This is a genomic window from Desulfovibrio sp. X2 (genome assembly GCF_000422205.1).
Taxonomy (GTDB): Bacteria; Desulfobacterota; Desulfovibrionia; order Desulfovibrionales; family Desulfovibrionaceae; genus Alkalidesulfovibrio.
In genome coordinates, this window is record NZ_ATHV01000064.1 from 85687 (window position 1) to 99149 (window position 13463).

Here is a 13463-nt window from a genome sequence, read left to right on the forward strand (position 1 = left end):
CCTTGCCTCGCGGCCATTTCCCTCATGTCCTGCAACCTTGGAAAGCAAAACCGCAGCCCTGCATGCAGCTTCACTGCACCATGCGGCCACGAACACCAGAGCACCGTCTTTCATCATCTTCACAGCAATGGGAAAATGGGCCTACAAAATTTGGCATGCCGACGGAACTGCATGTCCGGGCACGTTCAGAACGTATGCTTGACCGGAGCATCATGGCCAGTGCCCTCCGGAAGCTTCGCAGCAGGCTTCCCGGGCAGGCAGCCCTCCCCTCCAGCCAGCCCCGTGTCAGAATGCCCCGCTGCCTATGGCCCTCGCTGCATGGCATCAACATTCACACCCTGTGGATAAAATCGGTCAGGCCCCCTCGGGCGGAAAGAGCCGCGCGAGGTCTGCGGTCATGCGGGCGCGCAGGGCCTTGACCGAGGCCATGTCGGTCATGACCATGTCCAGTTGGCGGGTGTGGGTGATGAGGTAGCCGAGCACGGCCAGCCGCTCCTCCATGACCGGCTGCGGCAACCCCTTGGCCCGGGCCAGGAGCCTGTCCTCCACGATCTCCGAGGCGAAGCCGAACTCCTTCAGGATTCCCGCGATGAAATGGATGCGGCGCATGCGGCGCTCCATGTTCGCGGCCCCGCCCTCGAAACGGAAGGCCGCGTAATTTTCCACAGCGCGCTCTCCGACCAGGGCCTCCACGGAGCAGAAGTGGAACCCGAAGCGCGACTGCAGGGAGCAGAAGTTGCGCGAGATCATGAAATAGTTCTTCACCGAGTACTGCGACCCGGCCACCGGATCGAGCTCCGGGTTCGTGGTGGCCTCGAAGACCACGGAGAGGAAGCCGCGGGGATTGACCCCGGGAGGCCCGCCCCAGGGCACGGCCATCATCCCCTTCCACAGGGCCAGCATGGGCAGCGAGGCGATGTTCGAGAGGCGCACGGTGTCGCCCGGCTCGTCGCGCCAGTAGCCGTCGTCCAGGTTGACCACCCAGAACTGCATGGGCACCTGGCAGACCAGGCGGCGGCTCTTGGCCTGGGCGAAATCGTGCGACTGGCAGAAGGAGAACATCTGCTCCACCGAGGTCTCGTGCACGAAATGGGCGATGTCGTGCAGGGTGCGGCAGCTGGACGGGGAGAAATCCGCGGACCCGGCATCCGTGAGATAAAGCGGGATGATCAGGTCGGCGGCCCAGACGAGCGCCTCGTGCACCGGGCTGCCGAGCAGCGGGCTTCGCGTGGGCCTCGCCGCCTCCACCGGGCAGGCGTCCGGCCGCGCGCGGCGCACGGCGTGCTCGTCCGCGTCCACCAGCACCTCCTCGCCCTGGGCAAGCTGCGTCGTGGCCCCGGCAACGCCCATGAGCGCGGGGATGCCCCACTCGCGGCAGATGCCCGCGAGCCTGCTCGTGGCCGCGCCGGTCTGTGTGACCACGGCGGCGCACGAGGGCAGCAGCGCGGCCAGGCGCGGATCGGCCGAGGCCGCCACCAGCACGCCCCCCGGGGGAAAATCCACCAGCCCTTCGGCGCTCTCGACCACGTGCACGCTGCCCCCGGCAAGGCCGGGCGAGGCCGTGGCCCCGCCCTGAAGCAGGGTCTCGCAGCCGGACGGCAGGACGCGCGGCTTGCCGCCCGGCGGGCCATGCCGCGCGCGAAGCCCCAGGTGGCGGCAGTGCAGCAGGCTCACGCGGCCGGACTCGTCGAGTACCCACTCGAGCTCCACGGCCGCGCCCAGAAGACCCTCCACCTCGCGCCCGATGCGCGCAAGCTCGATGATCTCGCCGTCCGCGAGGGCGGGCAGGTCCGCCTCGCCGTCCGTGGTCAGCATGCGGCACAGGCCCCGCTCGGGATCGCAGACGAACTTGCCCGCCTTGTGCTGCACGGAGCGGGAAAGGATGGACGCCTCGGCCCCGGCCGCGCCGCGGGCCAGGAGATAGGTGTCCGCGTCGGAAGTGCCCTCGGTGACTGCGTCCGGCAGACCCAGGGCCGCGGCCAGAAGCATCTCCTCCCCTGTCCCCTCCCCTGCCCCGGCATCGCCCGCCGCGGCGGCCCCGCCGTTTCGCGGCACGCGAGTGAGCAGCACGCCGCCCGCGCGCGCCCCGGTCATGGCCTGCACGGTCACGACCATGGACACGTCGCGGTTGCGCAGCCCCCGCACCAGGCGCGCGGCCATGGCCAGAGGGCCGAACTTCCTGGCCGCCAGCTCCTTGAAGGCCGTGGCGGCCTGGTCAGGGTGCACGTTCAGCATGGTGCGCTCGTGGCCGACCAGGGCCGCTCCCGCCGCGGCCTCGACCACGGCCTCGCCGCGCAGGGAGAGGCGCAGGGGCGAGGCGGCCGTTTCCTGCTCCGCGGCGATCCGTTCGCAGGCCTCGGCCAGTGCCGATGCGAGCTCGGAAGGAAGCGGCGCGGCCACGATCAGGGCGCGCAGGTCCTCGGACAGGGCGGCCAGCTCGTCAGGCCGCCTGGCACCCGCGGCCTGGATGCGGCGATCGATCTCGGCCTGCAGCCCCTCATGCGCCATGAAGGCGCGAAAGCCCGCGGCCGTGATCACGAAACCGGGCGGCACGAGGCCGGGCAGCCGCGCCGCGATCTCGCCCACGGACGCGGCCGGAAAGCCCGCGATGCCGGAGCGGCGGCGGGTGAGCCCGGCGAGGGGCAGGACCCAGTCGGCAGCCCCGGCGCCGGAAGCCGGATCATCGGGAAGCGGAGGAGAAAGGATGGGGGCGAGCTGCTCGCGGATGGCCGAGAAGCGCTGCTCGAGCTCGCCGTAGCGCCCCGGGACCAGGACGGCGAGCAGGCGGATCATGCGGAAGACGCCCGTGGCCGCGGCCACGCCCAGGCCCCGCACCAGCTCCATGCCGAAGGGCGTGGCGCTCTGCAGGGCCTCTTCCACTGCGGCCATGTTCTCCAGGAACTGGCCGTGCGCTGTCAGGAGGAGCTTGAAATCGTGGTAGCGGGCGCGAAACGCCGCGCGAAGCTCTTCGGCTCCCTCCCGGGAGACCCCTTCGTCGGGGTCTCCCGGGAACAGGAGCTTCCACAGGCGCCGCAGTGCCTTCATGCGTTCATGCGGCGCGGCATGGTGCTAGACTTCCGCCTTGCTCTTGGACTTCTTCATGGACAGCCCGATCCCTTCGAAGAGCTCGAAAATCCCGAAGCCGTACCACAGCGTGTAGACCACATAAAAGACCAGAAGTCCAATCAGGGCGCCGGCCTTGGAGCTGACGCTCTCCGCCGGGATGCCGTAGAAGTTGTAGCCGGGTTCCAGCGCCTTCTGCAGCACCAGGTTGATGGCGTTGGCCTCCTTGTTCATCTTCTGCTTCTGCAGCGGCTTGATCGAGCCGGAGAGCACCTCGAACCAGAGCTTGGCCGCGGCCATGCCGTCCATGCCGTAGAAGTCGGTCAGCTTCTGGGCGTCGTCGTGGTAGAGGTCGTCCGAGTCCTTGATCACCCGGTTCAGGACGGTGCCGAGATTCCCGCTGTACACGACCTTGCCGTCCTGGACCGAGGCGGTGAGCCCGGCCTTCTGCAGCAGGCCGACGGCCTTGCCCGCGTTCTCGGGCTTCTTCAGGGAGACGGTCACGCTCACCTGGGAATCGGCGAGAGGGGCCACGCCTTCCCTGACTTCGGGGATGAAGTAGGAGGAGCCCTTTGAGAGCTTGTTGAAGAGCTCGTCGGAATATTCCAGTCCGTTGCGGCCCTGGCCGAAGACGGGCATGAGGATCACCGCGAAGAGGACCACGAAGGTCACCAGCAGGAAGATGCCCTTTGCAAGACTGCTCTTGTTCCTAGCCATATCCTTACGCCTCCTGACGCAGCTTGCCGACGTTGCCGAAGAACTTGCCCAGGACCCAGATGCCGAAGATGGCGACCACCACCCAGAAGACGATGTTGCCCACGAACTCGATGTTCGAGCACAGGCTGGGCGACCAGCTCAGGTACTCCATCTCCACGAGCTTCTTGGGCAGCGAGGCCGCGCGGTTGATGAAGCCCGCGATGATCGAGATGGCGTAGAAGCCGCGGATGTGGATGCCCTTGACCACCTTGGTGGTCAGCGCGCCGACCTGGATGCCGAGCAGCGAGCCGAGCAGCATGCCCATGGCCAGGGTGTAGAAGACGAAGCCGTAGATGGCGTACTGGGCGATGGCGCCCGCGCCCGCGGTGAAGATGATCTGCAGGATGTCCGTGCCCACGGTGGTCATGGAGGAGACGCCGAAGATGTAGACGAACATGGGGAAGGTGACGAAGCCGCCGCCCACGCCCATGACCGCCGCCAGGATGCCGACGATGCAGCCGCCCGCGGCCACGACCCAGCCGGAGATGCGCTTGCCGCCGGGCACAAGGTCCTCGTCGAAGGTGATCATGGGCGGCACCTTCATGTTCTGCAGGTTGGAGGCGAGCCGCGTGGTGCCCGAGGCGCCGCCGTGCGCGTCACCCCCGCCGCCCGCGCGGCTGGCCGCGAAGAAGTCGAACAGGGCGTAGAAGCCGAGGAAGCCCAGGAGCAGCACGTAGACCACGCTGATGAACATGTCCGAGAGCAGCGGGTTCTTGTCGTAGAGCCCCTTGTTGATGGCGCCGCCGATGAACGTGCCGCCGATGGAGCCCACCAGGAAGGCCACGGCCAGCTTGCCCGAGACGTTGCCGAGCTTCTTGTGCACCGTGGTGCCCATGATGGCCTTGGCGAAGATGTGGAAGAGGTCCGTACCCACGGCCAGGATGCCCTTCACGCCCGCAGCCATGAGCGCCGGGGTGATGATGAAGCCGCCGCCCGCGCCGATGCAGCCGGTGATGAGCCCCGCGGCCAGGCCCACGGCGATGGACACCAGGAAGATCTGCGTGGTGTAGAACGACGGCGCGTAGGCGTGCTTGCCGCCGATCATGTCCGCCGCGCCCGCGAACGAGACCGCGAGGATGGGCAGGCAGAGAAGCGCCAGGATGAGGAGCTTCTTCCTGTTCTTGATGATGGAGGTGGAGACCTCCATGTCCCACTTCGCGTGCGCGATGCTCGCTTCCTTGAGGAATTCGAAGACCTTTCTCGGGAAACTCATGCGTTCACCCTCATGTGTTGAAGCCACCGGAACCAGTTCTCGCCCAAGTTCATGCCGGTCCGGCACGGCCTGCGCCGCCCCGGACCGTCTTTCAGAAACATTTCCTCTCCATGCCCGTCTCCATGCCGCCTCCTAGACGCCCCGGTCCGCGCCCTGCGGCCCGTCCGGGCGGGATTCCCGCGAGGCGGCCCGCTCTTCACGGTCCTGGGCGCGCAGGAGCTTGCGCTTGTACGCGTCCTGGATCTTGTAGAAGAGATGGTCCATCTCCACGGGCTTCATGAGATAGTCGAAGGCGCCCTGCTCCAGGCCCTGCATGGCCGCCTCGATCTCCGCGTGCCCGGTGAGCATGATCACCTCGACCTCCGGCCGCCCGGCCTTGATGCGGGAGAGCACGGTCATGCCGTCCATGCCCGGCATCTTCACGTCGAGAACGACCACATCCACGTCGTAGGCGGGCAGCAGGGCGAGGGCCTCGGCGCCGTCGTGCGCGGCGAGCACCGTCACTCCGCGCCGCTGCAGACGCTTCTGCAGGACCTCCAGGAAGTCCTGCTCGTCGTCCACCAGAAGGACCTTCGGCTCCGTTTCGGCGTTCATGCGTCGCTCCCCCCTGTTTCAGACGGCTGCCGGACCGCCGCTCCGCGCAGCGGCCCGCGAGACCGCGTCCAGCAGATTGTCCGTGCGGCCGTTCTTGACCACCACATCCGTGCCCGCCAACTCCAGCCCGGCATCCCCGGCATGGGCGTGGACCACGACCCGCACGCCCGGGAATTCCCGGGCGAGCCGCCTAAGGAGCGGCAGCCCGGCCTGGTCCGGCAGATCGGGATCGATGACGACCACGCGCGGACCGGACGAGGCGGACAGCGCGTCCAGCATCTCCTCGCCGCTCCCGGCCGCGAGGATGTGGTACCCCCGGCCCGCGAGTTCGCGGCGCAGAAATTCCCGCACGTGCGGGTTGCGGTCCACGATGAGGATGCTGACCACCTGACTCTCCTTGCTGCGCGTCGTCCGGAGAGGAGAAAGGCAACCTTCGTGCCAGGACGGAGGATCGCGGCCCTTTCCCGCGAGCCCCCACGAAACGGGGGCCCGGAGATTCACGACCGAGACTGAGGGAATCGAGAAAGGCTGGAGGAGGTGTCAGCTTTTTTTACGGTTCGGCAAAGAAGTGGACTAAACATGAAAACCTTACTGTTTCTTCAGAAAAGGAAACATGAATACCATATGCTATAATTATGAATTCATCATATAAACGCTTGCCGGTGTGGCGGATACGCACTCCACGAACGGCAGGAGGGCTCGATGGAAGACGCGACAGGGGGGAAAAGGTCGCTGCCTGTGGTCATCGTTGCAGCTCAAGAAGACTTTCTCGGCGGATATCTTGTCGAGATAGCGCGCCTTGCCCCCGTCAAGACGCTCGAAGAGGCAAAGGCGGCCGTACTGGGAGCCGGTCATTCCATCGTCGATATCCGGGACGGGGGTATCTGCACGACGACCGACTGCTGGGACGAAGGACCGGGCAGGAAACACGGCACGCTCGCCCACGTCGTAATGGTCTGGCCGAGGTAGCTTTCCCGGAAAGCCATGGTCTGCATCCTCTGGCCCGTGCACCTCAGGAGACGGCGCTTTTACGGAGATCCGAGAGATTCCGGGGAGAGACGGTGCCCTCTCCAGCCCTTCCGCACGAAGCGGAACCTCCATCCCTCATTGCTCATGGTTCCCTGACTCCCAAAACACTGATTGCCTGCACCTGGAAGTCCGAGAAAAGCTGCCGGACGCTCAGCCCTTTCACTCAGACCGCTCAAAACGCGTCAGACGCAAGGCGCAAGAAAAACTCGAGCCCGACGCGTATTCCGCATACGCGAGGGTTCGAGTTTTTCGCCGCAACGCAGCGGATGATGCTTTTTCAGCGGTCGCATGGAGATGCCTCCGGCGGCCAGGGAAGGGGCTGCGCGCCCCCTCCCTGGACCCTCCCGGCGCGAGGCTGAGCCTCGACCCGCTCCGCTCATGGCACGCCCAGGCAAGAAACACAGGCCGCCTGGGCGTGGAAAGCCGAAAAAGCCGCCTGGCGACCAGCCCTCCCCGCTCAGACCGCTCAAAAAGCACCAGATGCAAGGCGCAAGGAAAGTCCGAGCCCGACGCGTATTCCCTATACGCGAGGGTTCGGGCTTTCCGCAGCAACGCAGCGGATGGCGCTTTTTCAGCGGTCGCATGGAGATGCCTCCGGCGGCCAGGGAAGGAGCTGCACGCCCCCTCCCTGGACCCTCCCGGCGCGGGGCTGAGCCTCGACCCGCTCCGCTCATGGCACGCCCAGGCAAGAAACACAGGCCGCCTGGGCGTGGAAAGCCGAAAAAGCCGCCTGGCGCCCAGCCCTCCCCGCTCAGACCGCTCAAAAAGCACCAGATGCAAGGCGCAAGGAAAGTCCGAGCCCGACGCGTATTCCCCATACGCGAGGGTTCGGGCTTTCCGCAGCAACGCAGCAGATGGCGCTTTTTCAGCGGTCTGAGACCGTGGCCTTCACCTTGAGGCCGTACTTGTCCATCTTGGCCAGGAGCGTGGGCCGGGTGAGGCCGAGGAGACGGGCGGCGCGGGTGCGGTTGCCCTCGCAGATGTCCAGGGCCTCGCGCACCAGCTCGCGGGCCACGGCGTCCATCAGGTCCTCGAAGGCAGCGTGCCCGTCGTAACCCGCGAGTCCGGCGCGCACCCACTCGCGCAGGGCCGGATCGGCCGCGCCCGTCGCGCCGCTCCCGCCGCCCGGCTCGTGTCCGGCGACGGTCGCGCCCAGGGCCGCGGACACGTCGCTGCGGCTTATGGGCGCGCCCCGGTTGAAGATGAGCGTCTTCTGCACGGTGTTGGCCAGTTCGCGCACGTTGCCGGGCCACGTCTGGGCCGTGAGCAGTGAGGCGGCATCCGGGGTCAGGCCGGGGTTGTCCATGCGCATCTCGCGCGCGAAGCGGGCCAGGAAATACTCGGCCAGCGGCCCCACGTCCTCGAGGCGCTCGCGCAGGGGCGGCAGGGAGAGGGTTACGACCTTCAGGCGATAGTAGAGGTCTTCGCGGAAGCGCCCCTCGGCCACGGCGGCCTCCAGGTCGCGGTTGGTGGCCGCGATGATGCGCACGTCCACGCCCACGGACTGCCGCCCGCCCAGCCGCTCGATGGTTCTCTCCTGCAGCAGGCGCAGCAGCTTGGCCTGGATGTTCACGGGCATGTCCCCGATCTCGTCCAGGAAGATGGTTCCGTGGTTGGCCTGCTCGATCTTGCCCACGCGGCGGGTGGCGGCTCCGGTGAAGGCGCCCTTCTCGTAGCCGAAGAGCTCGGATTCGAGGAGCGTCTCGGGGATGGCCACGCAGTTGATGACCACGAAGGGCCGGTCGGCGCGCTGGCTGTGCTGGTACACGGCCCTGGCCACCAGCTCCTTGCCCGTGCCGGACTCGCCGCGCACGAGCACCGTGGCGTCCGTGGCCGCGACCCGGCCGATGGCCTTGTAGACCTCGTGCATGGCCGGGCTCTTGCCGATCAGCGCGTCGCCCTCGGGCGCGGCGCCGTTTCCGGCCGCTCCGTTCATGGCGACCTTGCCGCGCATGAGCCGTGCCGACTCCAGGGCCTGGCCGATGAGCGCCAGGATGGCCGGGATCTCGAAAGGCTTCAGGATGTAGTCGAAGGCCCCCATCTTGATGGCCTCGATGGCCGTCTCGGTGGTGCCGTAGGCGGTCATGACGATCACGGGCAGGCGCGCGTCGATACCGCGCATCTTCTGGAAGGCCGTGAGCCCGTTCATGCCGGGCATGCGCACGTCCATGACCACGAGCTCCGGATGCTCGGCCTTCACGGCCTCGATCCCGGCCTCGCCCGAGGAGGCGGCCAGCACCTCGTGCCCCTCGGCCGCGAGCAGGCGCTCGAAGGAGAGGCGGAGCTGGGCGTCGTCGTCAACGATCAGGATCTTCGCCATCCCGCCTTCTCCCTGCTGGGCAGGACCATGACGAACGCGGCGCCGTGCCCGTCCCCGCCCTTCAGATGGAGCCACCCCTTGTGCTCCTCGAGGATGCGCCTGGCGATGGGAAGCCCGAGGCCGGTGCCCTCCTCCTTGGTGCTGAAGAAGGGCTGGAAGATCTTCTCGCGCAGGTGCGCCGGGATGCCCGGGCCGGTGTCCGCGAGGGTCACGATGGCCACGTCGCCCACGGGCTCGATGAAGCCCGCCTCCTCGACGAGGGAGATGGTCCCGCCGCCGGGCATGGCCTCGCAGGAATTGAGCATCAGGTTGACCAGGGCCTCCTTCAGCTGGTCCGGGTCGCCCTCCACCGCGGGCAGACGCTCCTCGCGCTCGACGGTGACCGTGACGCCGTGCGACTCCAGGCGGTGGCGCAGGAGCTCCACGGTCATGTCCACCACGTCCGAGGGGCTGACGGGCACGATCTTGAGCTTGGGCCTGCGGGAGAATTCGAGGAAGTTTCGGATGATGGTGTCGAGGTGGCGGATCTCCTCGGAGATGACCTCGAAGTCCTCCTTGTGCACGGGCGGCAGGTCCAGGCCGCGCTCCAGGGAGAAGAGGCGCATCTTCACCGAGGTCAGCGGGTTTCGGATGCTGTGCGCCACGCCCGCGGCGAGCTTGCCCACCAGGGCCAGCTTCTCGCTCTGCATCAGGTGCTCGCGGCTCTCCACGAGCTTCGAGTGGGTGCTGTCCACGCTGGCCGCGAGATCGGCCAGGCGGTTGCCCAGGGCCTGGATCTCGTCCTCGAGCGCCTGGGCGGAGTCCTCCGCCCCGGACTTGAGCGCGATGGAGCGGATGGGGCCGAGCACGCGGCGGAAGAGCAGGAGCGCCAGGGAGAGGCAGAGCAGGACCGCGACCGGCACGGCGATCCAGGAGAGCACGGCGGCGATGTGCGCGCGGCGCTGCCAGGTGGCCCCGGCCGCGGCCACGTCGTCGGTGAGCCCTGTGACCAGGACGCGGCACAGCTCGTCCAGCCGCCCGGCCATGGCGTGGGCCTCGCGGCGGGCGCGCTCGCGCTCGACGGGATCGGGGTCGCCGAGCTGCTCACCGGCGTAGACGTAGCGCTGCCACTCGGTCTCGATGCGGCCGAGCAGCTCGCGCCTCGCGCCCTGCCCGGCGAGGTTCCTGACCTGCTCGAGGGAGGCCTCGAAGGTGGCGCGCAGGGTGCGGATGCGCGTGAGCGAGCCCGGTCCGGCCTCGGCGGCCTCGGCGTCCATGCCCGCGAGCACCCGGCGCAGGTTCTGGGCCGCGGACAGGGCGGGCGCGTCGCGCTCGGCCAGGTCGGCCACCAGGGCCGCGTCGTGCTGCACGTGCCACAGCGTGGCCCCGGCCCAGGCCAGGGTCACGGCAACGAGCCCGATCAGGAGCAGGACGATGTTCGTGCGCAGGTCGAAGAAGTGCTTCTGGGCGCGGCGGCGTTGCTTCATGTCTCCCGGACCGGTTGGCGTTGGCCTCTTTCGGACCCCGATCGTGCGTCTTTAGCCCGCCCCGCCCCGAAGCACAAGGCCGCGCCCGAGCTCGCGCCCTCGTCCGCGGGCCATCAGGCAGGACGCAGGACGCGGCGCGCGCTTCGCCTGCGCGCGGCGGCGGACATGGCCAGGGCGTAGAAGGCCAGGGGCAGCGCGCTCTGGGCCAGGGCGTAGACCCCGGCCACCCGGCGGTCGCCGCCCGAGGCCAGGGTCACGGCCTCGGTGGTCAGGGTGGGCAGCCGCCCTGCTCCGGCGAAGACCGTGGGCAGATACTGGGCCACGGACACGGCGAAGCCCACGGCCGCGGCAAAGGCCACGGGCCGCGCGAGCAGAGGCAGCTTCACGCGCCAGAAGATGCGGCCGGGCGAGGCGCCCAGGCAGGCCGCGGAGCGGACGTAGCGCTCGTCCAGGGCGCGCCAGGGATCGGCCAGGGAGAGAAAGACGTAGGGCAGCACGAAGAGTGTGTGGCTGAAGGCCACGGCGACGAGCGTGCCGTCCAGGCGCAGGCGCACGAAGAAGGTCTGCAGCCCGAAGAGGAAGGCGATCTGCGGCACGAGGAGCGGCACGTAGAGCAACCACATGGTGCGCCGCGCGGCCGGGGCCAGGCCGTGGCGCGCCTCGTTCTCCAGGCAGCCGAGGACCAGGGCCAGGGAAAGGCCGGTGGACAGGAGCCCCACCGCGAGGGTGTTCCAGACCGGCCAGCCGAGGTCCGGCAGGGTGCGCTGCCAGATGCGCAGGCTCCATTTCCCGGGCAGGGTGTCCGGGAACCACCACGACCCGGCCAAGGACCAGAGCACCAGGGCCAGCATGCCCAGGCCGAAGAGCCCCCAGAGCAGCCCGGCCAGACCGCCCACGGCGGCTCCCCCTGCCCTCCCCGCCCGGCCCCTGCGGCCAGAGGTCAGGAAACCGCGCAGCCGCGTCGCGGCCAGCCGCTCGCACAGTCGCCACAGGAGCACCGCGCCCGCCACCAGGGCGAGCTGCGCCAGCGCCCCGGCCGAGGCGGGCAGGATGAGATTGATGTCGCGGTCCGTGAAGAGCCTGTAGACGGCCACGGACAGGGTCGGCGGCGTGGTCGGCCCGAGGATGATGCCGACGTCCACCACGGACATGGCGAAGGCCAGGACCGCGTAGACCGGCAGCCTGATCTGCGGGTAGACCTGGGGGAAGATCACGCGCAGCCAGGCCGTGGGCCCGGCGTAGCCGAGGCTGCGGGCCACGGCCATGCCCTCCGCCCCCCGCACCTGGTCCAGCGCGGCGATGGTCATGAAGAGGAGGTAGGGCACGGTCTTGAGCAGCATGCCCGCGACCATGCAGAGCCCCCAGGAGTCGTGCACCACGAGCAGATCCGGCGGCACGGCCCAGCCCGTGAGCCAGGGCGAGAGCAGGCGCGCGAAGAGCCCGCTCGGCGCGACCAGGAAGGCGAAGCCGATGGCCACCGCTGCGTAGGGCGCGGCCAGCATGGGCGCGAGGCTCGCCTGCAGGCGGAGGAAGAGGCGCGAGCCGTGCGCCCGGGCGCAGACCAGGGCGGTGATGCCAAGCGAGAGGAGCGCGGTCAGCAGGCCGGTGAGCAGCGAGAGCACGGCCGCGCGCCAGATGCCGGGCATGGCCGACAGGCGGACGAACTCGGCGAGGCCGAGCCCGCGCGCGCCGAGCGCGGGGAACCAGCCGAGCGCCGGGAGCAGCGTGCCGAAAAGCCCCGCGCCCACGGGCAGCAGGAAGATCCCGAGCGTGAGCCAGGGGGCCGCCCTGAGCATCCTAGCCGCCGTACCGCCGCTCCCACTCGGCGACGATCATGTTCATCCACGAGGGATGCGGCTCGGGCAGGGGCGTGCCCAGCTCCTCCGGGCTCAGCGTGGCCACTCCGCGCGGCAGGGAGGTGAACAGGGCGCGCTGCTCGGGCGAGAGCTTCTTCATGGAGAGCACGGTGTAGTCGCCCCACACGCGCGGGTCCTGCTTCCTGGCCTGGGCCTCGGGCGAGAGCAGGAAGTCGGCCACGACCATGGCCGCCTCCTTGGCCGAGGAGTTGAACGGGATGGCCACGAAGTGGGTGTTGCCGATGGTCCCGCCGCGCATCACGAAGGTGCGCACCGTGTCCGGGAGCTGGCCGCTCTGGATGAGGTTCGAGGCCTCGCCGGGCTGGAACGAGAGGCTCATGTCCACCTCGCCGTCCGCCAGGAGCTGGTCCTCTGCCGTGGCGTTCTCCGGGAACTGCCGCCCCTGGCGCCAGAGGTTCGGCCGCAGCTGGTCGTACCAGGCCCACAGCGGCGCCGTCACCTTGGCGAAATTCCCGCTCGTCGCGGGCTTCTGCAGCACTGACTTGTCCTCGACCAGCTCGTAGAGCGCCTGCTTCAGAAAGGTGGAGCCCATGAAGTTGCGCACCTGGGGGTGGGTGAAGCGGCCGGGATGGGCCTTGGCCCAGGCCAGGAGCTCGGGCATGGAGCGCGGCGGGTCCGGCAGGCGCCTGCTGTCGTTCAGGAAGACCACCTGGGCCGCGCCCCAGGGCGACTCCATGCCGTCCACGGGCACGGTGAAGTCGAAATGCATGGTCGGCTTCTCGGCGTAGTCGAGGTATTTGGCATTGGGCAGCCGGTCCGCGAAGGGGCCGTAGAGCAGGCCGTTCTCCCTCATCTTCAGGAAGTTCTCGCCGTTGATCCAGATGAGGTCCACGGAGCCGCCGCGCATCTTGCCCGCGCTCTTCTCGGCCAGGATGCGGGCCACGGCCTCGGCCGTGTTGGAGATCTTCACGTGGCGCAGGTGGATGCCGTAGCGCTCGGCCACCTGGCGCGAGACCCAGTCGATGTAGTCGTTGGTCGCCTCGGAACCGGCCCAGGCGTTCCAGTAGACGGTCTGGCCCTTGGCCCGGGCCACGACGGCCTGCCAGCTCGCGTCTTCAGCGGGTGCGGCCGGGGTCGGGCCTGCGGCGAAAACGGTCGCGGCGAGGAGCAGGACCGGGAGCAGGAGACGTGCGAGGCGGCGCATG

The 13463-nt window shown here is 68.8% G+C and carries 10 protein-coding genes; 1 reads left to right on the forward strand and 9 read right to left on the reverse strand.

What is annotated here, in order from left to right:
* Window positions 1–354: 354 nt before the first annotated feature.
* The 5 genes from DSX2_RS14495 to DSX2_RS14515 form a co-directional block, all read right to left on the reverse strand.
* Window positions 355–3045, reverse strand: coding sequence for a PEP/pyruvate-binding domain-containing protein (locus tag DSX2_RS14495; RefSeq protein WP_020881748.1), 2691 nt, complete (start codon window positions 3043–3045; stop codon window positions 355–357).
* A gap of 24 nt (window positions 3046–3069) precedes the next feature.
* Window positions 3070–3780, reverse strand: coding sequence for a hypothetical protein (locus tag DSX2_RS14500; protein ID WP_020881749.1), 711 nt, complete (start codon window positions 3778–3780; stop codon window positions 3070–3072).
* A gap of 4 nt (window positions 3781–3784) precedes the next feature.
* A complete protein-coding gene (locus DSX2_RS14505; RefSeq protein WP_020881750.1) occupies window positions 3785–5032 on the reverse strand; it encodes a sulfite exporter TauE/SafE family protein in 1248 nt (415 codons plus the stop codon).
* Between the two features lie 132 nt (window positions 5033–5164).
* Complete coding sequence (locus DSX2_RS14510; RefSeq protein ID WP_020881751.1) at window positions 5165–5626, reverse strand: response regulator; 462 nt, start codon at window positions 5624–5626, stop codon at window positions 5165–5167.
* 18 nt (window positions 5627–5644) lie between these two features.
* On the reverse strand, window positions 5645–6013 hold the full coding sequence (locus DSX2_RS14515; protein WP_020881752.1) for a response regulator: 369 nt from the start codon (window positions 6011–6013) through the stop codon (window positions 5645–5647).
* 315 nt (window positions 6014–6328) lie between these two features.
* Between DSX2_RS14515 and DSX2_RS14520 the strand changes: the two genes are divergently transcribed.
* On the forward strand, window positions 6329–6595 hold the full coding sequence (locus DSX2_RS14520; RefSeq protein ID WP_020881753.1) for a hypothetical protein: 267 nt from the start codon (window positions 6329–6331) through the stop codon (window positions 6593–6595).
* Window positions 6596–7520: 925 nt separating this feature from the next.
* Here the strand turns inward: DSX2_RS14520 and DSX2_RS14525 are convergent.
* From DSX2_RS14525 to DSX2_RS14540, 4 genes are all read right to left on the reverse strand, one after another.
* On the reverse strand, window positions 7521–8975 hold the full coding sequence (locus DSX2_RS14525; protein ID WP_020881754.1) for a sigma-54 dependent transcriptional regulator: 1455 nt from the start codon (window positions 8973–8975) through the stop codon (window positions 7521–7523).
* Window positions 8960–10441, reverse strand: coding sequence for a sensor histidine kinase (locus DSX2_RS14530; protein ID WP_020881755.1), 1482 nt, complete (start codon window positions 10439–10441; stop codon window positions 8960–8962). Before DSX2_RS14530 ends, DSX2_RS14525 begins: the two co-directional genes overlap by 16 nt.
* Window positions 10442–10554: 113 nt before the next feature.
* Window positions 10555–12237: an ABC transporter permease gene (locus tag DSX2_RS14535; RefSeq protein ID WP_020881756.1), complete on the reverse strand. Its 1683-nt coding sequence runs from the start codon at window positions 12235–12237 to the stop codon at window positions 10555–10557.
* 1 nt (window position 12238) lies between these two features.
* Window positions 12239–13462: an ABC transporter substrate-binding protein gene (locus tag DSX2_RS14540; RefSeq protein ID WP_020881757.1), complete on the reverse strand. Its 1224-nt coding sequence runs from the start codon at window positions 13460–13462 to the stop codon at window positions 12239–12241.
* Between the last annotated feature and the right edge of the window lies 1 nt (window position 13463).